The sequence below is a fragment of the Dongia mobilis genome (assembly GCF_004363235.1).
In the GTDB taxonomy this organism is placed as follows: domain Bacteria; phylum Pseudomonadota; class Alphaproteobacteria; order Dongiales; family Dongiaceae; genus Dongia; species Dongia mobilis.
This window is the reverse complement of the sequence record NZ_SNYW01000010.1, coordinates 1-21,521: the sequence shown is the minus strand read 5'-3', so window position 1 is coordinate 21,521 and position 21,521 is coordinate 1. Positions and strand designations below refer to the sequence as shown.

General features: G+C 63.2%; 17 protein-coding genes. 8 read left to right on the top strand and 9 right to left on the bottom strand.

The window, feature by feature from the left end; all coding sequences use genetic code 11:
• Positions 1-15: 15 nt before the first annotated feature.
• The 3 genes from A8950_RS13175 to A8950_RS13165 form a co-directional block, all read right to left on the bottom strand.
• Entirely contained in the window at positions 16-906 is an 891-nt protein-coding gene (locus A8950_RS13175; RefSeq protein ID WP_133614150.1) for a BKACE family enzyme, read from the bottom strand.
• A gap of 140 nt (positions 907-1,046) precedes the next feature.
• Positions 1,047-1,697: a MarC family protein gene (locus tag A8950_RS13170; RefSeq protein WP_133614149.1), complete on the bottom strand. Its 651-nt coding sequence runs from the start codon at positions 1,695-1,697 to the stop codon at positions 1,047-1,049.
• Positions 1,698-1,711: 14 nt separating this feature from the next.
• Positions 1,712-2,704, bottom strand: coding sequence for a GlxA family transcriptional regulator (locus A8950_RS13165; protein ID WP_133614148.1), 993 nt, complete (start codon positions 2,702-2,704; stop codon positions 1,712-1,714).
• 128 nt (positions 2,705-2,832) lie between these two features.
• Between A8950_RS13165 and A8950_RS13160 the strand changes: the two genes are divergently transcribed.
• The 6 genes from A8950_RS13160 (at position 2,833) to A8950_RS13135 (ending at position 11,311) form a co-directional block, all read left to right on the top strand.
• Positions 2,833-3,786 (top strand): alpha/beta hydrolase, encoded by a 954-nt coding sequence (locus A8950_RS13160; protein WP_166645166.1) that lies wholly within the window; start codon positions 2,833-2,835, stop codon positions 3,784-3,786.
• A 220-nt stretch (positions 3,787-4,006) separates the two neighbouring features.
• On the top strand, positions 4,007-5,593 hold the full coding sequence (locus A8950_RS13155) for an ABC transporter substrate-binding protein (RefSeq protein ID WP_133614146.1): 1,587 nt from the start codon (positions 4,007-4,009) through the stop codon (positions 5,591-5,593).
• A gap of 120 nt (positions 5,594-5,713) precedes the next feature.
• Positions 5,714-6,682: an ABC transporter permease gene (locus A8950_RS13150; protein ID WP_133614145.1), complete on the top strand. Its 969-nt coding sequence runs from the start codon at positions 5,714-5,716 to the stop codon at positions 6,680-6,682.
• Between the two features lie 52 nt (positions 6,683-6,734).
• A complete protein-coding gene (locus A8950_RS13145; protein ID WP_133614144.1) occupies positions 6,735-7,625 on the top strand; it encodes an ABC transporter permease in 891 nt (296 codons plus the stop codon).
• Positions 7,615-9,261 carry an ABC transporter ATP-binding protein gene (locus tag A8950_RS13140; protein WP_243735634.1) on the top strand — a complete coding sequence of 549 codons (1,647 nt, stop codon included), beginning with the start codon at positions 7,615-7,617 and terminating at the stop codon, positions 9,259-9,261. The genes A8950_RS13145 and A8950_RS13140 overlap by 11 nt, the downstream gene beginning before the upstream one ends.
• A 25-nt stretch (positions 9,262-9,286) precedes the next feature.
• On the top strand, positions 9,287-11,311 hold the full coding sequence (locus A8950_RS13135; protein ID WP_166645165.1) for a CocE/NonD family hydrolase: 2,025 nt from the start codon (positions 9,287-9,289) through the stop codon (positions 11,309-11,311).
• Positions 11,312-11,321: 10 nt separating this feature from the next.
• Here A8950_RS13135 and sseA read toward each other — a convergent pair whose 3' ends face one another.
• The 5 genes from sseA to A8950_RS13110 all read right to left on the bottom strand — a co-directional run bounded on the left by sseA (position 11,322) and on the right by A8950_RS13110 (position 18,990).
• On the bottom strand, positions 11,322-12,176 hold the full coding sequence (sseA, locus tag A8950_RS13130) for a 3-mercaptopyruvate sulfurtransferase (protein WP_133614143.1): 855 nt from the start codon (positions 12,174-12,176) through the stop codon (positions 11,322-11,324).
• A 14-nt stretch (positions 12,177-12,190) separates the two neighbouring features.
• Complete coding sequence (locus A8950_RS13125) at positions 12,191-12,901, bottom strand: alanyl-tRNA editing protein (RefSeq protein ID WP_133614142.1); 711 nt, start codon at positions 12,899-12,901, stop codon at positions 12,191-12,193.
• A gap of 88 nt (positions 12,902-12,989) precedes the next feature.
• Positions 12,990-13,988, bottom strand: a complete 999-nt coding sequence (locus tag A8950_RS13120) for a cysteine synthase A (RefSeq protein ID WP_133614141.1) — start codon at positions 13,986-13,988, stop codon at positions 12,990-12,992.
• A gap of 116 nt (positions 13,989-14,104) precedes the next feature.
• A complete protein-coding gene (ade, locus tag A8950_RS13115; protein WP_133614140.1) occupies positions 14,105-15,814 on the bottom strand; it encodes an adenine deaminase in 1,710 nt (569 codons plus the stop codon).
• Positions 15,815-15,870: 56 nt separating this feature from the next.
• Positions 15,871-18,990: an EAL domain-containing protein gene (locus tag A8950_RS13110; RefSeq protein ID WP_133614139.1), complete on the bottom strand. Its 3,120-nt coding sequence runs from the start codon at positions 18,988-18,990 to the stop codon at positions 15,871-15,873.
• 341 nt (positions 18,991-19,331) lie between these two features.
• Here A8950_RS13110 and A8950_RS13105 point away from each other — a divergent pair, with 341 nt between their 5' ends.
• On the top strand, positions 19,332-19,664 hold the full coding sequence (locus tag A8950_RS13105; RefSeq protein WP_133614138.1) for a hypothetical protein: 333 nt from the start codon (positions 19,332-19,334) through the stop codon (positions 19,662-19,664).
• A 50-nt stretch (positions 19,665-19,714) separates the two neighbouring features.
• On the opposite strand, the gene A8950_RS13100 is transcribed toward A8950_RS13105, so the two are convergent.
• Entirely contained in the window at positions 19,715-20,050 is a 336-nt protein-coding gene (locus tag A8950_RS13100) for a hypothetical protein (protein WP_133614137.1), read from the bottom strand.
• Between the two features lie 402 nt (positions 20,051-20,452).
• On the opposite strand from A8950_RS13100, the gene A8950_RS13095 reads away from it, so the two are divergent.
• A complete protein-coding gene (locus tag A8950_RS13095; protein ID WP_166645164.1) occupies positions 20,453-21,112 on the top strand; it encodes a ribbon-helix-helix domain-containing protein in 660 nt (219 codons plus the stop codon).
• The last annotated feature ends 409 nt before the right edge of the window (positions 21,113-21,521 follow it).

The following is a 21,521-nucleotide window of genomic DNA, read 5'->3' as shown; positions in this document are numbered from 1 at the left end:
CCTTGAAGAGACGGGTTAGCCGCGCGCCTTGAGGCCGAGCTTCTTGCGACCCTCGGCCGGGGTCAGCGGCCGGGCGCCGAGGCGGGTGATGATCTCGCAGGCACGCTCGGTGAGCGAACCGTTCGAGGCATGGACGCCTTTGTCGAGCCAAATGTTGTCCTCGAGCCCGACGCGCACATGGCCGCCCAGGAGCAGCGCCTGCGCCAGCATCGGCATCTGGTTGCGGCCGATGCCGAAGCCGGCCCAGATGGCGCCTTCCGGCAGATTGTCGACCATTGCCTTCATCGTGGTGGTGTCGGCCGGAGCGCCCCAGGGGATGCCGAGGCAAAGCTGGAACATCGGGTTGGCGTCGAGCAGGCCTTCCTTCAGCATCTGCTTGGCGAACCACAGATGGCCGGTGTCGAAGATCTCCAGTTCCGGCTTCACGCCCAGTTCCTGCACCTTCTTGGCACCGGCGCGCAGCATGTTCGGGGTCGAGATATAGGTATAGTCGCCGTCGCCGAAATTGAGCGTGCCGCAGTCGAGCGTGCAGATCTCCGGCAGCAGCGCCTCGACATGGGCGAGGCGGGTGATCGGGCCGACCAGATCGGTGGCCTTGCCGAATTTGAACGGCTCCTCGCCCGGGCCGATCTCGAGATCGCCGCCCATGCCGGCCGTCAGATTGATGATGATATCGGTGCCCGAGGAGCGGATGCGGTCCACGACCTCGCGATAGAGGTTGACGTCGCGGCTGCCCTTGCCGGTTTCGGGGTCGCGCACATGGCAATGTGCAACGGTGGCGCCGGCCTTGGCGGCCTCGATGGCGGCATCGGCGATCTGCTTCGGGGTCACCGGAATGGCGGGGTGCTTGCCGACGGTATCGCCGGCACCGGTGACGGCACAGGTGACGATGACTTCGTAATTCATGGGTTTGGCTCTTTCCTTGCGACTTGGTCAGGTCTTTGACCCGGGATGTCCATTGGGGATTCTTGGCTGGCGGCGATGCTGGCGCGGCGGGGTTGCGACGGGTTGACGCATTCCGACAAGCGTTTGACTAATTTCGCCATTCACAGCAGGCCGCTGGCCCGCAGCCCCACAACCCCGTTGATGACGATCTGCACGCCGAGGCAGAGCAGAATAAAAGCCGCCAGGCGCTGCACGACATCGACACCGCCGGCGCCCAGCCGGTTGAGGATGGTCTCGCCATAGCGGTAGCAGACATAGATGAGGAAGGTGATGGTGAGCAGGGCGGCAACACCGCCGAGGGCCAGAAGGAAAAATCCCGGTGCGCCCGCGGCACGTGACCCCAGCGTGATGGCAACCGAGATCGTACCCGGGCCGACCGTCATCGGCATGGTGAGCGGCACGAACCACTGCTGCTGGATGCCAGCGTCGGAGCCAGCATGGTCGACGGCGTCCGGCCTGGGCGCTTTCACCCTGTGCAGCAATTGCCAGCCCGTCGACATGACGACGAGGCCTCCGCCGATCTGCACGGCCGGCAGCGAAAGGCCGAAGAATGCCAGCACATGGGAGCCGACAAAGAGCGAGACGGCCATGATCAGAAAGCAGCTGAGCGCGATCCGGCCGGCAAACTCACTGCGTATGCGGGGCGAGCAACCGGCCGTGGCGCTGATGAAGAAGGGCGCCATGCCCGGCGGGTTGACGATCGGGAAGATGGCTATGAAGACGGCGAGGAAGGCTGTGGAGATCTCTGTCATTCCATTCCCCGCCGCTAGCGCATCGCCGGCATGATGCCGAGTGCCGGCCGGCGCCGCTCCGCGCTGGGTGCCTTGCCGGCCCAGCCGTGATAGGAGCGCGAGAAATGCGCCGCCGAGCCGAAGCCGCAGGCGACGGCCACCTCGACGATCGACATGTCGGTATATTGCAGCATCGAGCGCGCCCGCTGCAGCCGCAGATCGAGGTAGTAGCGTCGCGGCGACATGCCGAAATGCTTGTCGAACAGGCGTTCGAGCTGGCGCAGCGACAGGCCGGCGGTCTTGGCCAGGACCGTGCTGTTGACCGGGTCCTCGAGGCGCGATTCCATCAGCTTGATGACGCGGTTGAGACCGGCATGGCTGATGCCCTGGCGCTCCTTGGGCTCCATGCGCTGTCGGCTCTCCGCGCCGCGGATCTCGGGATGAATGAATTGCTCGGAGACCGCCGCGGCAAGGCGATGCCCGTGCTGCCGCCGGATCATGTGCAGCATCAGATCAAGGGCGGCGGTGCCGCCAGCGCAGGACCAGCGGTTGCGGTCGATCACATAGAGCGCATTCTCGACCTCGACCTTGGGAAAGGCTTCGGAGAAGCTGTCGAGGCTTTCCCAATGCGTCGTCGTACGGTATCCATCCAGCAATCCTGCCCGCGCCAGCAGGAAGGCGCCGGTATCCATGGCCCCGATCTCGATCCCGGCGCTGTTCTGCCGCTGCAGCCATTGCTTGAGCGCGGCATCGAAATAGCGCAGCGGGTTGAAGCTGGCGCAGATTACCACCATCGGATAGGGCGGATGCTTGGCAATCGAGTGATCCGCCGCGAGCGACATGTTGTTGGAGGCCGTCACCGGATTGCCGTCGCGGGATAGCACCTCCCAGCGATACAGCTGACGCTCGGCCATGCGGTTGGCGACGCGCAGCGGCTCGACGGCGGAAACGAAGGCCATCATCGAGAAGAGCGGCATCAACAGGAAGCCGATGGTCATCGGCTGGTCGTTGGCTGGGGGCGGTGGCATGGGTCCGGGCGATGCAGCAGCTGGATTGTTGCGGGTCGGCCAAATGCCGCCCGGCACGCAAGAACCTCTTGTGGCACCGCATGATGCAGTGTCGAATAGATGCAGGCAAGCCAGTGGGACGGATTCCGATGAGCGATATTGCGGCGACCGCAGGTCCGGCTGACGCCGCCATTGCCGAGTTCATGGCGGCGAGCGATGCCACCTTCACGGCTGCTTTCGACGCGCTGCCGATCGATCGGCAGCGCGCCATCTATGATCTGTTCTGGCAACGCTATCACGCACCACGCCCGGCCGGCATCGCCGTGAGTGAAATCAACATTCCCGGCCCCGCCGGCGCGGTTCGGGCGCTGCACTATCGGCCGGAGGGCGCAGCGACCGGTTCGCTGCCGGCGGTGGCCTATTTCCACGGCGGCGGCTGGAGCCTGGGCTCGCCTGAGAGCCACGATATCGCCGCCGCGCGCCTTTGCCAGAGGGCCGGCGTTATGGTGCTCAATGTCGATTACCGGTTGTCGCCCGAGCATCGGTTTCCCGATGCCTTGATGGACGCTCTGGCCGCGGTCAACTGGCTCGCCGGGGAAGAGGGGGCAAGGCAGGGGATTGACCCGGCGCGCCTCGCCGTCGCGGGAGACAGCGCCGGCGGCAATTTGGCGGCGGCTCTCTGCCTTTGGCTCAGGGACAAAGGTGGCCCGAGGCTGCGTTTCCAGGCACTGATCTACCCGGCGTTGACCGCCGCTCCGACGCCCGGCGGGTCAGGCGACATGTCGCCGGCCGCGGTAAGTCATTATTTGCAGGCCTATTTTGGCGGCCAGGACCTGAGCGCAAATCCCTACGCCATGCCGCTTTCTGCCAAATCGCTTGTCGACCTGCCGCCCGCCTACATCCTGACGGCAGAACTGGACCCGATCCGTTTTCATGGCGAGGACTACGCCCGGCGGCTTCGTCATGCTGGCATTACCTGCAGTTATACATGTGCTTCGGGCCTGCCCCATACATTCTTGAGGATGCTCCATCTCAGTTCGCGGGCGGCCGGCGCATTCGCCGACTTGTGCGACGCAACAAAGGCTGCGTTGTCATACGATTGAGGAATAACGTTGGAAAAGTCCTTCTCGATCCGGTGATTATGTCGCATACCAATGATGCGATGTCGGAATTCATCAAGAAACCATAACGCAGTGCCATAATCTCGAATGACGATAAAAAGATGGTGCCGCCATCGATGCGTGGACGGCCCACAAATCGCAGGGTGTTTGCCGACCGGCCGGCATGGTGTCGCTCGGTGCGGACGTTAGGGAGAGGCAAGAAATGAATCAGTGGGAAGAATTGCAGCGCGCTGCCTTCGGCAAGCGCATTTCGCGCCGCGACTTTATGCGGCGGGCGACGGCGCTCGGCGTCTCAACCGCGCTGGCAACCGGTGTGCTGAGCAAGGCCGGCTATGCGCAGGAGCCGAAGAAGGGCGGCAAGTTCGTCATCGGCATCGGCCATGGTGCCACGACCGATTCGCTCGATCCGGCCACCTATCCCGACCAGATGACGGGTGTCGTCGGCTGGGGCGCATCTGCCAACAGCCTCACGGAGATGGACGAGAAGGGCAATGTCGTCCCCGATCTGGCGGAGAGCTTCGAGCCATCGGACGACGCCAAGACCTGGGTCTTCAAACTGCGCAAGGGCGTGACGTTCCATGATGGTCGGACGGTAACCGCGGATGACGTCGTCGCTTCCTACAAGCACCACATGGGGCCGGATTCAAAGTCGGCGGCGAAGTCGATCCTGGCCTCCGTTGCGGAGATCAAGGCGGACGGCGACAACATTGTTTTCACGCTCAATGGCGGCAATGCCGACTTTCCGTTCTATGCCAGCGACTACCATCTGCCGATCATGCCGGCGAACCAGGACGGGACGGTCGACTGGCAGTCCGGCAACCGCACCGGCCCGTTCTCGATCGAGAGCTTCGATCCGGGTATCGGCGCAAAGCTGAAGCGCAACCCGAATTTCTACAAGGATGTCTGGTTCGACGAATTCGAGGTCAAGGTCATCGCCGACGTGGCGGCGCGCACCAACGCGCTCACCTCGGGTGAGATCCATTTCATGGATCGCTGCGACCTCAAGACGATCAACATGCTGAAGCGCAACCAGGACCTGGAAATCAACCAGGTCACCGGCTATGGGCATTACATCTTCGTGATGAATACCCAGCAGGCGCCGTTCGACAACCCGGACGTGCGCAATGCGCTGAAATATGCGATCGACCGCGATGAGATCCTGCAGAAGGTGTTCCTGGGCTACGGTACGGTCGGCAATGACAATCCGATCGCGCCCAGCATCCAGTACGCCATCAACCCCGAGCCGATTCACTCCTACAATCCGGACAAGGTGCGGGAGCTCCTGAAGAAGGCCGGCCTCGACAGCCTGACGGTCGACCTGTCGGTCTCCGACGCGGCCTTCTCGGGCGCGGTCGATGCCGGTACGCTCTTCAAGGAGAGTGCCGCAAAGGCGGGTATCAACATCAACGTGATTCGCGAGGCCGACGATGCCTATTGGGATGCCGTGTGGCTGAAGAAGCCGTTCGTCGCTTCCTACTGGAACGGCCGCCCGGTCCAGGACTGGATGTTCACCACGGCCTATGCGGCCGACGCGGCGTGGAACGACACGTTCTGGAAGAATCCGCGCTTCAACGAGCTGCTGGTTGCGGCTCGTTCTGAGACGGATTCCAACAAGCGCGCGGCGATGTATGCTGAGATGCAGCAATTGCTGCACGATGACGGCGGTCTCATCAACATTGTCTTCAATTCCTATGTCAGCGCCAATTCTAAGAAGGTCGCCCACGGACCGCTGCTGTCGAATTGGGATGTTGACGGAATGAAGATCGCGTCGCGCTGGTGGTTCGCGTAATATCGGCCTAATAATCCACGGGATCCTGTCGCAGGGCGGGGTCCCGTGGATCTCCTTTCCGGCGTGCCGCGCGGCCAGAAAATTGAACAAGGGGGCGTCGCCTTCGGGCGACGGGGGCATATGCATCCAATTCTTCGCACCGTCCTTCAGCGCCTGGGACTCGGCCTCCTAACCCTCTTTATCGTCTCGCTCGTCATCTTCTCGCTGATCGAGATGCTGCCGGGCAATTTCGCCAAGCGCATCCTGGGCCAGGCGGCAACCCCGGAAACGGTCGCCGCATTCGAGAAGGAGATCGGCCTCGATAAGCCGGCCCATATTCGCTATGTGACCTGGGTTGGCAATGTCGTGCAGGGCGATTTCGGCGCCTCCTTTGCCAGCCGCGTCGGCTACAAGCGGCAGGTCTCCGACCTGATCACGCCACGCCTCAAGAACACGCTGTTCCTTGCCTCCCTGACCGCGCTTATCGCCGTGCCGTTGGCGATCGGACTGGGCATTCTGGCGGCGCTCTACCGCAACTCGCCTTTCGATCGCATCGTGAATTCGGTGACATTGACGACGATTTCGATGCCCGAGTTCTTCATGGCCTATATCCTGATGCTGTTTCTGGCGGTCAAGCTGCAGATGTTTCCGAGCCTCGCCTCGGTCGATGCGGACACCCCGCTTTGGGAACGAATCTATCGCTGTGCCCTGCCGGCGCTCACCCTGACGCTGGTCATTGTCGCGCACATGATGCGCATGACCCGTGCGGCCATCATCAATCTGCTGGCCAGCCCCTATATCGAGATGGCGCGGCTCAAGGGCATCAGCAAGTCGCGGGTCATCCTGCACCATGCCCTGCCCAATGCCTGGGCACCGATCGTCAATGTGATCGCCTTCAACCTCGCCTATCTCGTGGTTGGCGTGGTTATCGTCGAGGCGGTATTCACCTATCCCGGAATTGGCCAGTTGATGGTGGACGCCGTCCGCACCAAGGACATGCCCGTGGTGCAGGCCTGCGCGCTGATCTTCGCGGCGACCTACATCCTGCTCAACCTGATCGCCGATATCATCTCGATCTCGACCAACCCGCGCCTGTTGCACCCGAGGTAAGGACGATGCAGCGACGAATGAAGCCGGAAATTTTCATTTGCAGGGGGCGCGCATGACGGCAGCCAGCACCGAAGCCAAGATACCCCGTGCCCGCCGATCAAAGTCCGAGATGATCCTGCGTGAGCTGCGCAAGGCGCCGCTGACAGCCTGGTTCGGCATGATCGTGGTCGCCGCCTATGTCTTCGTCGCCCTGTTCGCGCCCTGGATCGCCCCCTATGGCGAGTCCGAAGTGGTCAGCGACGAGCCGTTCGCCCTCTGGAGCAGCGAGTTCCTGTTCGGTACTGACCAGCTGGGCCGCGACCTGTTCTCGCGCATGATCTATGCGGCGCGCAATTCCATGGGTATCGCCTTTGCGGCGACGGCGGTGGCCTTTCTGACCGGCGGGCTGATCGGCATCGTCTCCGCTTTGCTGCGCGGCTGGTTCGACCAGCTGGCCAGCCGCCTCGTCGATGCCGTGATGGCAATTCCCAGCCTCATCTTCGCGCTCATGGTGCTGGCGATCTTTGAACAGCCTACGATCCTCAACATCATCCTGGTGATCGGCCTGGTCGACGCTACGCGAGTCTTCCGCCTGACCCGCGCCGTGGCGATGAATGTGGTGGCGCTCGACTTTGTCGAGGCGGCCAGACTGCGCGGGGAAAAGACGCCCTGGATCGTGCTGCGCGAAATCGTCCCCAATATCATGCCGCCGCTGGTGACCGAGTTCGGCCTGCGCTACTGCTTCGTCTTCTTGACCATCAGCTCGCTGTCCTTCCTCGGCCTCGGCATGCAGCCACCGACTGCCGATTGGGGCCTGATGGTGAAGGAGACGGCGACGCTCATCACCTATGGCGACATCACGCCGCTGCTGCCGGCGGGCGCCATTGCCCTTCTTACCGTGGCGATCAATTTCATCGTCGACTGGTTCCTCCACAAGACAAGCGGGTTGCGCGATGGCCAATGACAACATGAAGCAGCCCCAGCGCGAAAAGGGCTCGGTCCTGCTTGAAATGCGCGGCCTCAAGATCGAGGGCGAGAGCGACGACGTCTGGCATCCGATCATCAAGGGGATCGATCTGACCCTGCGCCGGGGCGAGGTCCTGGGCCTGATCGGCGAATCCGGCGCCGGCAAGTCGACGCTCGGCATTGCCGCCATGGGGTTCGTCCGGCCGGGCTGCCGTTTCACCGGCGGCAGTATCGTCTTTGACGGCATGGACTTGATCGCGGCCAGCGACGAGGCGAAGCGCAAACTGCGCGGCTCGCGCATCGCCTATGTGGCGCAGAGTGCCGCCGCCGCCTTCAATCCCGCACACCGCCTGATCGACCAGACTATCGAGACGGAGACCCAGCACGGAATCCGCGATGAAAAAACGGCCGTGGCCGACGCGCAGGATCTCTATGGCCGGCTGCGTCTGCCCAATCCGACCACGATCGGTGCGCGCTATCCGCATCAGGTATCCGGCGGCCAGTTGCAGCGCGTCATGACGGCAATGGCGATGACCTGCCGGCCCGATCTCATTATCTTCGACGAACCGACCACGGCGCTTGACGTCACCACCCAGGTCGAAGTGCTGGCCTCGATCCGCTCGATCGTCGAGCAGTTCAACACGGCCGCGATCTATATCACCCACGATCTCGCGGTGGTGGCGCAGATGGCGCATCGCATCATGGTGCTGCGTTACGGCAACCTGGTAGAAGAGGCGCCGACGCGGGAAATGCTGAGCGCGCCGAAGCAGGAATACACAAAATCCCTCTGGGCGGTACGCGGCCTGGCCAAGCCGGAGAGTCCGAACGAGGACGCCATCCTCAGCATCGAGCACGTCGATGCCGCCTACGGCAATGCGGTGAAGATCCTGGACGACGTCTCGGTGCGCATTCCGCGCGGCCGCACCGTCGCCGTGGTCGGCGAGTCCGGCTCCGGCAAGTCGACCCTGGCCCGGGTCGTCACCGGCCTGCTGCCGCCGAGCAGAGGCCAGGTCGTGTTCAATGGTGCGGCATTGCCGCCGGCGCTCAAAAACCGCGACAAGGAATTGCTGCGCCGCATCCAGATGATCTACCAAAGCCCGGACACTGCACTCAATCCGCGTCACCGCATCTATGACGTGATCGGCCGGCCGCTGCAGTTCTATCATGGCCTGTCCGGCGCCAAGCTGGAGAAGCGCATCATCGAGCTACTCGAGATGATCGAGCTCAACGAAAGCTACATTGATCGCCTGCCGAGCGAGATCTCCGGCGGTCAGAAGCAGCGCGTCTGCATCGCCCGCGCACTGGCGGCCGAACCGGAACTCATTATCTGCGACGAGGTGACCTCGGCGCTCGACCAGATCGTGCAGGAGGAGATTCTCAAGCTCCTGCTGCGGCTGCAGGCCGAGTTCGATATCTCCTACATGTTCATCACCCATGACATCGCGACCGTGCGCGCCATTGCCGACGAGATCGTGGTCATGAACCAGGGCAAGGTTGTCCAGCAGGGGCCAAAGACGGAGGTGCTTTCGCCACCCTATCCCGCCTATACTGAGCTTCTGTTGTCGTCGGTCCCGGAAATGGACCCCGACTGGCTGACTAATCTCCTCGCCAAGAGGAAGGTCGCAAACCAATGAGCCCAGGGAGCCAAGTGAGCAGATCATGGCTGTCGCGGTCGATACGCCCCTGAAGGTCGAGGTAACCGAACATTTCTGGATCACGCTGAAGGACGGCTGCCGTCTGGCGGCGCGACTCTGGCTCCCGGAAGGGGCCGGCAAGAAGCCGGTGCCAGCGATCCTCGAATACATCCCCTATCGCAAGCGGGACGGCACCCGTTCCCGTGACGAGCCTATGCACGCCTATTTCGCCGGCCACGGCTATGCCGTGCTGCGCGTCGACATGCGGGGTTCCGGCGAAAGCGACGGGCTGATGTGGGACGAATACCTGCAGCAGGAGCAGGACGACGCGCTTGAGGTTATCGCCTGGATGGCGTCACAGGCCTGGTGCGACGGCAAGGTCGGCATGATGGGCAAGTCCTGGGGCGGCTTCAACTGCCTGCAGGTGGCCGCCTTGCGACCGCCGGCCCTCAAGGCGGTGCTCTCGGTCTGCTCGACCGACGACCGTTACAAGGACGACATTCACTACATGGGTGGCTGCCTGCTCAACGACAATCTGTGGTGGGGCACCATCATGCTGGCCTATCAGGCCCGCCCGGCCGATCCCGAACTTTTCGGCGCAGATTGGCGGGCGAACTGGCGCGAAAGGCTGGAACAGATGCCGTTCTGGCCGGCATTGGCCATGCATCACCAGCGCCGGGACGACTATTGGCGGCATGGCTCGATCTGCGAGAATTGGGATGCGATCGAGGTGCCGGTCTATCTGGTCGGCGGCTGGGTGGATTCCTATACCAACACCGTGCCGCGGATGCTCGAGCACCTCAAGGTGCCGCGCAAGGGTGTCATCGGCCCCTGGGCGCACATCTACCCGCAGGACGGCACGCCGGGTCCGGCCATCGGCTTTCTGCAGGATGCCGTCGCCTGGTGGGATCGCTGGCTCAAGGGCATCGAGAACGGCGTGGAGCGGGAGCCGATGCTGCGTGCCTGGCTGCAGGACTACGCCGCGCCGGAAACGACGCGCCTGTCTCACCCCGGGCATTGGATCGCGGAACAGAACTGGCCGTCGGAAGGCATCCAGCCGGACTATCTATATCTCAACAGGGAGGGGCTCTCCCCGGTCGGCGGCGCAGAACAACTCATCGCCTTGCGGTCGCCGCAGCATGTCGGCATTCAGGGCGGCGAATGGATGGGGGCTGGCTGCGTCGGCGAGTTGCCCGGCGACCAGCGTCTCGACGATTTCGGCTCGCTGACCTTCGAGACGGAGCCACTCAACGAGGCGATGCAGATTCTGGGGGCGCCGGAACTGGAGCTGGAATTCACCAGCGACAAGCCCGTGGCTCAGCTCTGTGCGCGGCTTTGCGACGTGGCGCCGGATGGCAAGGCCCTCCGTGTCAGCTTCCAGGTCATCAACCTGACGCATCGCGACAGCCATGCCGACCCGACGCCGCTAGAGCCCGGCCGGCGCTACAAGCTGAAGCTGGTCCTCAATGCCTGCGCCCACCGCTTCGCGGTCGGTCATCGCCTGCGCGTCTCGTTGTCCAGCGCCTATTGGCCGTTGATCTGGCCGGCGCCCGAGCCGGCGACGCTCGGCATCGTGGCGGGTGCCAGCCGGCTCATGCTGCCGCATCGCCGCCCGCAATCCATTGATGGCAGCGAGCCATTCGCGAAACCCGAGGCGGCGCGCGCCACGCCGGTGACACAGGTGAGCGAGGGCAGCGTTACCCGAACGGTCACGTTCGACATCACCTCGGGTGCCGTCACCACGGTGACGGATACCGAGGGTGTTTTCGGCGAGGGCCGGCAGCGTTTCGATGAAATCGGCACCGAGGTCCTGCACAATATCCGCCGCGAATTGAAGATCGCACCGGACGATCCGCTTTGTGCCTCCTTCTCGTGCCGGCAGACCTATGTGCAGTCACGGCCGGGATGGGATATCCGCATCGAGGTAGCGACGCGGCTCCATGCCGATACCGACAATTTCCATGTCAGCGGCACGCTGGATGCCTTCGAGAACGATACCCGCTTCGCCAGTCGCGAGTGGCGCGAGACGATCAGGCGGGATCTGGTCTAGCGATTACTCCCTAGGGCTCCACCGGATTGTCGCCAGGCAGTCCCCATTCCGCCCAGGATCCGTCATAAACCGAGACGTCGCGGTGGCCGACGAGGGCGAGGCCGAGCGCCAGCACGCTGGCGGTGATGCCCGAGCCGCAGGTGGTGGTGACCGGTTTCCGCAGGTCGATTCCCGCGGCCTCGAACTTGGCCCTCAGCGTGTCGCCATCATGGAAGGTCTGGTCGGGCCGAAGGAGTTGCGTATAGGGCAGGTTCCTCGAGCCGGGGATATGGCCGCCGCGGCGGCCAGGCCAGATTTCGGGCTCGGTCGCGTTGAAGCGGCCGCTTGCGCGAGCGTCCAGCACCTGGTCACGCTTGCTGGTCAAATTGCTCAGCATCTGCGCCTTGCTGCGCACCTGGGTATTGTCGAGGCGGGCGCTGAAATGGCGCTCGCGCGGGGCGGGAGCATTGTCGTCGACCGGGCGTCCCTCGGACAGCCATTTCGGCAGGCCGCCATCCAGCACGGCCACGTCCTTCGCCCCGAAAATGCGGAACATCCACCAGACGCGGGCGGCACTCATCATGCCCTGGCCGTCATAGACCACGATGCGATTGCCGTCGCCGATGCCAAGGCGACGGACGCGCGAGGCAAACTTTTCCGGCGGCGGCAACATGTGCGGCAGGTCGATACTGGTATCGGCAATCTCGTCGATGTCGAAAAAGACAGCGCCCGGAATGTGCCGTTCCTCATACTCGGCCCGCGCGCTCTTGTTCTGCATGGGGAGGTAATAGGTCGCGTCGACGATGCGTAGATCCGGCTGATCGAGATTCCTGGCAAGCCATTCGGTCGAGACAAGGAATTGCGGGTTGGCGTAATTGCCGGCCATGACTTCGGTGCCCCTTATGCGAGGAATGCGATGTTGACGCGCTTGTTCATCTTGCCCTTGCTCTCGATCTTGGTGACCTCGACGGGGCCGATCTCGCCGGTCCTTCGGACATGGGTGCCGCCACAGGGCTGCAGATCGATGCCCGCGATCTCCAGCAGTCGCACCTGGCCCTGGCCGCTTGGCGGCTTCACCGACATGGTGCGGACAAGTTCGGGCTTTGCGGCCAGTTCCTCGTCGCTGATCCAGCGCGGTTCGACCGCGCAGTCTTCGGCAACCAGGCGGTTGAGTCGCTCGGTCAGCGTTGCCTTGTCGAGGATTGTGTCGGGCGGAAGATTGAAGTCGAGCCGCCCCTTGCCGTCGCTGATCTGACCGCCGGTTACGTCGCCGCTCACCAGCGAACAGAGCAGGTGCAGGCAGGTATGCATGCGCATCAGCCGGTGGCGACGGTCCCAGTCGATGATGGCGGTCACCTCGGCCCCGGCAGGTGGCAACTCGGCACCCTCGGCCGGAATGTGCAGGATTTCGCCGGGTGCCGCACCCTTGCGGGTATCGAGGATCGTGATCTCGCGTCCGTCAGCGAGGCGCAGGCGACCGGTATCACCTGGCTGGCCGCCGCCGGTCGGATAGAAGACGGTGCGGTCCAGCCGGATGCCATCCGCATCGGCGCCCGTCACCCGGGCCGCGCAGTCCCGAAGGTAGGAATCCTGACGAAAAAGCTCTTCCATCCCGGCCGTCTTCTTTTCGTTGCGGTCCCGATCATAAATGCGGGCGGTACTCGGTCAAGACGGGGGATTGTGCGGGGACGATTTCGGCCTAGAGCCAGCCCGGCGTCGGCAGTCCCTTGCCAACCAGGAAGGCCGGGTTGAACAGCTTGGACTGGTAGCGTGTCCCGAAGTCACACAGCACGGTCACGATGGTGTGGCCCGGACCCAATTCCCTGGCAAGGCGAATGGCGCCGGCGACATTGATGCCGCTGGAGCCGCCGAGGCAGAGCCCTTCCTCTTTCAGCAGATCGAACACGATCGGCAGCGCTTCGGCATCCGGGATTTGGCAGGGGAAGTCGACCGGCGTCCCTTCGATGTTCTTCGTGATGCGGCCCTGGCCGATGCCTTCGGTGATCGAGGAGCCGGATGCCTTGAGCTCTCCGGTCTTGAAATAGGAATAGAGCGCAGCACCTTCCGGATCGGCGAGGCCTATCTTGACGTTCTTGTTCTGATCCTTGAGGAACATCGAGATGCCTGCCAGCGTGCCGCCGGTGCCGACCGCACAGATGAATCCGTCGACCTTGCCGTCGGTCTGTCGCCAAATTTCCGGGCCGGTGGTGCGATAATGCCCCTGGCGATTGGCCACATTGTCGAACTGGTTGGCCCAGATCACGCCATTGGGGTTGGTGTCCTTCAATTCCTCGGCAATGGTTTCCGAGGCGCGCACGTAATTGCCCGGATCCTTGTAGGGCAGGGCCGGCACTTCCCGGAGTTCCGCGCCGGCGAGGCGCAGCATGTCCTTCTTCTCCTGGCTTTGCGTTTCGGGAATGACGATGAGGGTCTTGTAGCCGCGCGCATTGCCGACCAGCGCCAAACCAATTCCGGTGTTGCCGGCGGTGCCCTCGACGATCAGGCCGCCCTTGCGAATAAGCCCCTTCTGTTCCGCGTCCTGGATGATGGCCAGTGCCGCACGATCCTTTACCGACCCGCCGGGATTGAGGAATTCCGCCTTGCCCAGGATAGTGCAGCCGGTGATTTCCGATGCCTTTTTCAGCTTGATCAGGGGGGTGTTGCCGATCGTGTCGACGAAGCCGTCACGGTAATCCATCTCGATCCTCGCGGAATGCGTTTCTTGGTGTGAAACCTAGGCGCTTTGCCGGGGGGGATCAAGGGTCACCGCAGGTCGGTTTCTGGCGCCTGCTGGCTGGTCTCGATTGCCTGGCCTCAGGCGGCCAGCAATTCGAACTTGTCCACATCCACCAGGCCGAGATCGGTGATCTTGAGGTGTGGAATAACGGGCAGCGGCAGGAAAGCCATCTGCAGGAAGGGTTCGGCCACCAGGCAGCCAAGGTGGCGCACGGTGCGGCGCAGTTCCCTGATCTGGGCAGCGACGCTCTCGAAGCTCTGGTCGCTCATGAGGCCGGCCAGCGGCAAGGCCATCTCCGACAGCACCTTGCCACCCTCGGCGAGGACAAAGCCGCCACCGAGTTCGATCAGCCGGTTGACGGCCAGCGCCATATCCGCATCCTCGCTGCCGACCACACACACATTATGGCTGTCATGGCCGATCGACGAGGCGATAGCACCACGCCGCAGCTGCAACCCCTTGACGAAGCCGCGGCCGATGCTGCCGCGGCGTCCGTGACGTTCCAGCACACAGACCTTGATGACATCCTGGGCAATGTCCACCAGGCGCTCGCCGTTGCGATAGGGCAGCGTAAGAGTGAGGAAGTCGGTCAGCACCTGCCCCTCGCGCAGGCCGATCACCGGCCCGGTCGGACCGCTGGCCGGCACCCGGAAATCCGTGGCATCGACCTTTCTCAGTTTGACCGAATTGTAGCCGACCAGCGGCACCGAGGCACGCGCCGCGAAAAGTTCGTCATCGACGATGCGGCCGCCGGCGATGACCTGAACCACCGCACAATCGTCAAGATCGCCAAGGAGGACGATATCGGCGCGTTGGCCCGGCGCGATAAGGCCGCGATCGGCCAGGCCGAAGCCGCGCGCCGCCGACCACGACGCCATCCGGTAGACATCGGCCATGGGCGCACCCGCCTTGATGGCACCCCGGATCAGAAAATCGATATGGCCTTCCTCGGCGATGTCGAGCGGGTTGCGGTCGTCGGTGCAGAAACCCAGGAATGGCGCGGTCCGCGTATTGATGATGGGTGCAAGCGCGTGCAGATCCTTGCAGGCACTGCCTTCGCGGATGAAGACCTGCATGCCCTTCCTGAGCTTCTCCCAGGCCTCGGCCTCGCTCGTGGTCTCGTGGCAGTTGCGGATGCCGCAGGCAAGATAGGCATTAAGTTCGTAGCCCTTCATCAACGGCGCATGGCCGTCGATATGGGCCCCCCAGAATGCCTCGATCTTGTCGATCACTTCCGGCACCTTGCGGAAGATGCCGGGCGCGTTCATGAATTCGGCAAGGCCGATCACCTTGGGTTGCTGCCGGTAGGGCACCAGGTCGGTTGCCGCCAGCGTCGCGCCGGCGGTCTCCAGATGTGTCGCCGGCACGCAGGAGGAGAGCTGTACCCTCAGATCCATCGCCGTCGTCTCGGCGCTCGCCAGGAAAAACTCGAGGCCCGTGCGGCCCAGCACGTTGCACATCTCGTGCGGGTCGCAGATGGCGGTGGTGGTTCCGCGCGGCAGGGCGCAGCGGTCGAATTCGGCCGGTCCGACCAGGCTCGATTCCACATGCAGGTGGCAATCGACGAAGCCGGGCACGGCGACGAGGCGGCGCCCATCGATCTCACGCCGGCCGCGATAGTTGTCATAGGTGCCGACGATGCGCGTGCCGCAGATTGCGATGTCGCCCTGCGCGATCTCGCCGGTGACGACATTGAGGAAGCGCGTGTTCTTGATGACCAGATCGGCTGCCTCGCGACCCAGGCCCTGGTCTATGCCGCGCTCGATCTGTTGCCGTTGATTGCCCATGCCGCGTCTCCTTGCCCGTTGACCGTAGCACGGGCTTCGCTGCGGCGACAGGGTTGCTAGCTTTTCTGGAACTTCTGCCGGTTCTTGGCCAGGAACACGGAGGCCTCGGTGGCCGGCAGCGGCTTCGACCAGAAATAGCCCTGGCCATACTGGATGCCGAGTTTGGCGAGGAGGGCGGCCTGTTCCTCCGTTTCGACGCCTTCCGCCACGACGTCGCGTTCAAGGATGTGCGCAAGGCTGGAGATGACGCGCACGATCTCCAGTCCCTCACGGCTTTCGGCAATGCGCATGACGAAGGAGCGATCGATCTTCAGCGTGTTGAAGGGAAAGCGGTGCAGATGACTCAATGACGAATAGCCGGTGCCGAAATCGTCGATCGACACCTTGCAGCCCATCGTGATCACCTTGCGCAGGATCTCGGCCGTGCGCTCCGGGTTGTCCATGATGAGGCTTTCGGTCACTTCCAGTTTCAGCGATCCTTTGGGAATGCCCGTCTTTTGCAGCGTGCGCTCGATATCCTCGAGCAGCCCGGCTGCCATGAACTGCTTGCCCGAGACGTTCACCGCGATCTGGGGCGGATCGCCTTCGGCGGGCATCCAGGCGGCGATCTGGCGGGCGGCCTCCATGATCGAGCGGCGGCCGATCTCCACGATCATGTCGGTGTCTTCCGCCAGCGGGATGAAATCGACCGGCGAGATCATGCCGCGCTCCGGATGGCGCCAGCGGATGAGTGCCTCGAAACCGTGCAGGCGGCCGTCCTTCAGTTCGATGATCGGCTGGTAGAAAAGTTCCAGCTGGTCACCGGCCGCGATTGCGCGTTTCAGATCGGCTTCCAGCCCGAACCGCTTCATGGCGGATTGATGCATGCTGGGTTCGAAGCGGACCACCTGGTTGCGCCCCTGCGCCTTGGCCCGGTAGAGCGCCAGGTTGGCATCGCGCAGCAATTCATCGGCGGCGGCACCGGCCGCCTGGGACGCAATCACGACGCCGATCGAGGCCTCGATCTCCAGCAGCCGGTCGCCGATCTCCAGCCGCTGGCCAAGAACGGATTTCAGCGTTGCGATCAGTTCCTCGACCTGCGCCTCGACATTGCCGGCAGCAAAGCGCGTGATGGCGAACTCGTCCTCGCCTAGATGGGCCAGGGTATCGTCCGGCCGCATCACCGCCTCAAGGTTGCGCGCTAGCATGATGAGGATGTCGTCGCCGACCCTCTGGCCAAGGCTCTCGTTGAAATGCCCGAAGCGGTCGAGATCCAGCACCGCCAGGATCACGTCAGCATTCCGGTCGCGCGACCACAACTGCAGTGCCTGGTCCGTGCGGTCGATCAGCAGGGCGCGGTTGGGCAGGCCGGTCAAATGCGAATGCAGCGCGTTGAACATCAACTGCCGCTCGGCCAGTTTGCGCGCCGTGATATCGGTCATCGAACCGGCGAAGCGGGCGGCGCGCCCGTCCGCATCGCGCACAGCCATGCCGCGCACCGTAACCCAGCGGTCCTCGCCATCGGCATGGCGCATGCGCAGCTCTTGCTCCAGATGCGCTGACGAGCCGCTGAGATGCGCGTCAATTGCAGCCCGCAGGATATCGATGTCGTCCCGGTGCACGCGGTCGAACCAGTCGCCCGGCAGATTGGACATGCGCTCGGCGCGCAGGCCCAGCATCTGTTGCCAGCGCGGGCTGGTATAGAAGGTGCCAGCCAGCATGTCCCAATCCCACAATCCGTCATTGGCGCCGCGCGCGGCCAGGGCATAGCGCTCTTCGCTCCGCAAGAGATCGGCTTGTGCCGCGCGTCGCTGGCGCTCCTCCTCGACGGCCCGTACGGCAATCTGCAGGGCGGTGCCGAGCAGGATCGCGGCGATGGGGTAGAGGGCATTGACCCAGATGCCGAATGGGAACAGTGCGACGTAGCTCGCCACGAACCAGCCCAGCGCCAGGCCGGCATTGGCCGCGACGCCAGGCCCGGCCGCCAGCTTGCGGGCGAGGAAGGCAGCGAGGCCGCCCAGGACCAGGATGGCGGCAAGGCTGAGATAGAGGGAACCGGCCGGGCGCACGATGCTGCCGCCATGCAGCAGCCGTTCCGCGATGGTGGCGTGCCGCTCGACCCCCGACAGGGTAAGGTCGAAGGGCGAGCGGAACTGGTCCGTGCCGCCGAGGAAATTGGTGCCAAAGAAGACCAGTTTGCCGTCGAAAACGTTCAACGGCAGTCGGCCGCTGATGACGTCGCCGAAAGAAAATGTCCGGATGGTTCCACCGGGGCCGAAGTAATTCACCATGACCTGGTTTTCCAGGTCGATGGCGACCTCGCTGCCGGCCAGCGACACATGCTGGCCAAAGGCGACGCCGACCTCGGTCCACGGAATTTCCCGCATGACCGCGGTCCCTGCCAGCGACAGCGGGGCAAAGCAATATCCATCGATGGCGGATGTCATGAATTCGAAGCGCGGCGCGCCATCGACATCGAAATTTACGTTTACATTGCCGCCCAGTGCCGCGGACCCCGCCAGACTTGGGATCGGCGCCTGCAATCTGGCGGCGATCTCGACGACGTTCGGCTGGGCGCAGGCGCCGCTGTTCCGGACGATGGCCCAATCGACCACCTCGTCGGGAATCTCGGCTATTCCGGCATCCGGCGAATAGGCGAAGGCGAGGACGACATTGCCCGCACGCGCAATCGAATCCGCAAGGCGGCGGTCTGCCGCATCGTCTTCGGCAATGCGCCGGGCCTCGGCGCGCAGCGGATCGTCGCCTGGCAAGCCGGTGATCACGCGTCCCAGGAAATCGCGGATCTCGTGACTGGCCGATTGTTGTGGTTCGAGAAACAGATAGTCGAGTGCAATGGCAGCAGCGCCTTCGGCGCTGACCCGGTCGATCGCCTCGGCCAGGAGGGTCCGGCTGGGAGGCCAGCGGCCGAAATGGCGGATCGACACCTCGTCATAGGCGACAATGACCACGTCGCCGCTCGGCGCCTCGGGCCCGCGGATCAGGAAGCGCCAGTCGAGCAGCAGGCGCTCCATCCGCTCCAATTGATCCGGCGCCATGAGATGTGCCAGTGCGACCAGGAGGATGAGGACGACGGCAGCAAGCTGGGTGGGTCCAACGCGCCGGGCCTTCCCGCCCGGCTTGGCCGGTCGAGCCTGACGGTGTGGCGACGCCTGCTCCTGCTGTGAAACCTGATCCACGCCGCCTGATTCCCGTACATTAAGTATTTGCGATAATGAGGCGAAGTCGGGGGTGGACTCAACCTTTGCCGCGACTCCCGGCTGTCATTTTTACTAAAAACTCACATTTTTGTCCTAGCGAATGCGGATCGATCTAAAGGGTGAGTTTTTTGTAATGATATTTTAATATCAATATGTTGAATGAGAAAATTGATGTAAAGTCTCGGCGCGTGAGCCGGCGCTGCCATTTTGGTGAGGGGATTGCGCAGTAGAATCGATTCGATTAGCTTTTATCTGGGATTTTAACTTATCCGGCGCAATTGGGACGGCGCGAGAGCGCAAAAGATGGGATGGGCGCAGAGATGAGTCAGGCGGAAATGAACGATTCACAGGTTGAAGACGCGAGCAGGTCGGAAGCGGCACCCTTGATGGCGGCACCCGATGATGCCCTGACCCTCAACCTGTCTGATCTGCTGCCGGATGCGAATGGCGAGATCGTCATCCTCAACGAGGGGGACGATCCGGGCCTCAACATCGTGACCGAGTTGCGGCTGCTGGAAAGCGGCATCGCCGAATCGCACATCACCGATGGCGGGATCGATGTGAAGGGCCTGCAATACTGGGTGTTCGAGGACGGTACCAAGCTGTACTACTCGCCCGGCCTCAGCATCTCGGTCGACCACGCGACGGTCTAGCGTCGCGGCTTGGCCATCGGCGGACGCCCGGCTATCCCCACCTTCGTAGCCTAAAGCAAATCTTCCTCTTCCTGGTCGGAGCCGCCGAGCAATTCGGTGATCGGGCTCAGGGAGGAGCGCAGCCGCTTGCGGCGAATCAGCTTCTCCTGCGCCGCCGGCGGGAAATCCGTCAGCATGACGATGTTCTTGCCGATCAGGATATCGGTGAGATCCTCATACACACGGATCATTTCCAGATCGGATTGCAGCATGCTGGACTTGTCTGCATCCGTCGTCTCGCGCAGGAAATCGACCACCTCGGCGTGATCCGGGGGTAAATATTCCTCGGCCTCGGATGCCTTTTCACGGAAGATCGCAGCAACACGTCCTTCCTGGTCGCGCTTCACGAATGGCATCGGGATCCCCTGGATCAAAATCTGAAGGAAAAATTTCTGGCGGCATTCTAGTCAGTTGCCGGGGAGAGCTAAAAGCGGAAATGAGAGTCTAGCCAGGCCGCCCGGTTTTGTGTCACACTGTCGTGTGTGTCCCCTGGGTGCGTGGCTGCTCCGGTTTGGTAGACTGTGGCCATGTCTCGGCGGGTGACGCGTCCGGAATGGGGAAGCATGCCGGCGCGGCCTTCCCCAGTGGAAGGCGAATCGGGGGCGGCGGCAATCGGGTTTGCTGCCAACTGGGGCACCCTGCGGTTATTGCCGAACCTCTGCCGATGGACTGCGCCGAGCTGGCCGCGGTCAGGGGCAGGCGGGTTAGGGCCAAGAAGACAGACACAAGAAAGGTCGCAAGGTATGGAGTTGCAGAACGAAGTCCCGGCCGCTCAGCCCCAATCCAATCTGGCCAAGGCGCTGCCCGATCCGAAGCTGGTGCACCGGGTCGTGCAATATCGTGGCCGCCGCTATTCCCTGAAGCTCGACCAGGCTTCCTGGGCGGCACTTGAACAGGCCGCCAACCGCCGCCGCATGCGGCTCAACCAGCTGGTCGACGAATTGTCGGTCGCGACCAATCACGAAGGCAATTTCTCGGCCACCGTGCGGGCCCAGTGCCTGGCGGAACTGAAGCAGCAGATTGCCGATCTCGAAGACCGCGCGCGGCAGCAATCCATGTCCGGCCAGGGTGTCTCGGCGGCGCTGATTGCCGATGCCTGCCCGGTGCCGACCTTCGTCGCCAACGGGCAGAGCGTCATGCTCAAGGCCAACGCCGCCGCGCAGAAATGGCTCGGCCTCGGCGAATCGGCCCTGGTGGGCAAGCCGGTCGACCAGTACTTCCAGGTCAAGTCGTCCTTGCCCCTGGCGCAGATTGTCCAGCAATTTTCCAGTGGCAGGAACCAGGTCTTCCCGGCGCGCATCGTCTGCCTGCGTCCGGGCCGACTCATCATGGCAAAGGCCAATATCTGCCCCGTCCTGCGCCGCGCCGAGGGCGACCTGGCATACGTTCTAATGATTGAAACGACTTGATTTTTTGACTTCTGGCGAGCCTGGACTCGTCACTACCGCGCGCAAGGCCGGCCCTGCCCAAGGACGGCCTTTGCCTTGAATGCGGTGATAAAACAGTACGATTGCCAGCGGCAATTATTCCAAATTTTCCCAAAAAACGAACCTGCACATACGATTGTATGTCGTTTCCGGCTTAGCTCGCGTTGAGCCCGGGATAGCGGCGCCATATTGTCACTCCATCACAGAGGGGAAGCGGCATCGGCCGCATCGAATTGGCCACCAGGCGCTTCCCTCCATCCGACGTCCATCCGACTGATTGGAGCGAGCCATGGCTACCGACACCACCAACATCACGACCGAAACCACCGGCGTTACCCATGAGGGCGATGTCGAGCGGGCGACGCTGACGCAGGGGGTGACCCAGGTCCAG

What these genes read in the sequence shown, in the direction of transcription:
- A8950_RS13175 (WP_133614150.1), bottom strand. Translation starts at nt 906, where the DNA reads ATGAATTACGAAGTCATCGTCACCTGTGCCGTCACCGGTGCCGGCGAT.
- A8950_RS13170 (WP_133614149.1), bottom strand. Translation starts at nt 1,697, where the DNA reads ATGACAGAGATCTCCACAGCCTTCCTCGCCGTCTTCATAGCCATCTTC.
- A8950_RS13165 (WP_133614148.1), bottom strand. Translation starts at nt 2,704, where the DNA reads ATGCCACCGCCCCCAGCCAACGACCAGCCGATGACCATCGGCTTCCTG.
- A8950_RS13160 (WP_166645166.1), top strand. Translation starts at nt 2,833, where the DNA reads ATGAGCGATATTGCGGCGACCGCAGGTCCGGCTGACGCCGCCATTGCC.
- A8950_RS13155 (WP_133614146.1), top strand. Translation starts at nt 4,007, where the DNA reads ATGAATCAGTGGGAAGAATTGCAGCGCGCTGCCTTCGGCAAGCGCATT.
- A8950_RS13150 (WP_133614145.1), top strand. Translation starts at nt 5,714, where the DNA reads ATGCATCCAATTCTTCGCACCGTCCTTCAGCGCCTGGGACTCGGCCTC.
- A8950_RS13145 (WP_133614144.1), top strand. Translation starts at nt 6,735, where the DNA reads ATGACGGCAGCCAGCACCGAAGCCAAGATACCCCGTGCCCGCCGATCA.
- A8950_RS13140 (WP_243735634.1), top strand. Translation starts at nt 7,615, where the DNA reads ATGGCCAATGACAACATGAAGCAGCCCCAGCGCGAAAAGGGCTCGGTC.
- A8950_RS13135 (WP_166645165.1), top strand. Translation starts at nt 9,287, where the DNA reads ATGGCTGTCGCGGTCGATACGCCCCTGAAGGTCGAGGTAACCGAACAT.
- sseA (WP_133614143.1), bottom strand. Translation starts at nt 12,176, where the DNA reads ATGGCCGGCAATTACGCCAACCCGCAATTCCTTGTCTCGACCGAATGG.
- A8950_RS13125 (WP_133614142.1), bottom strand. Translation starts at nt 12,901, where the DNA reads ATGGAAGAGCTTTTTCGTCAGGATTCCTACCTTCGGGACTGCGCGGCC.
- A8950_RS13120 (WP_133614141.1), bottom strand. Translation starts at nt 13,988, where the DNA reads ATGGATTACCGTGACGGCTTCGTCGACACGATCGGCAACACCCCCCTG.
- ade (WP_133614140.1), bottom strand. Translation starts at nt 15,814, where the DNA reads ATGGGCAATCAACGGCAACAGATCGAGCGCGGCATAGACCAGGGCCTG.
- A8950_RS13105 (WP_133614138.1), top strand. Translation starts at nt 19,332, where the DNA reads ATGAGTCAGGCGGAAATGAACGATTCACAGGTTGAAGACGCGAGCAGG.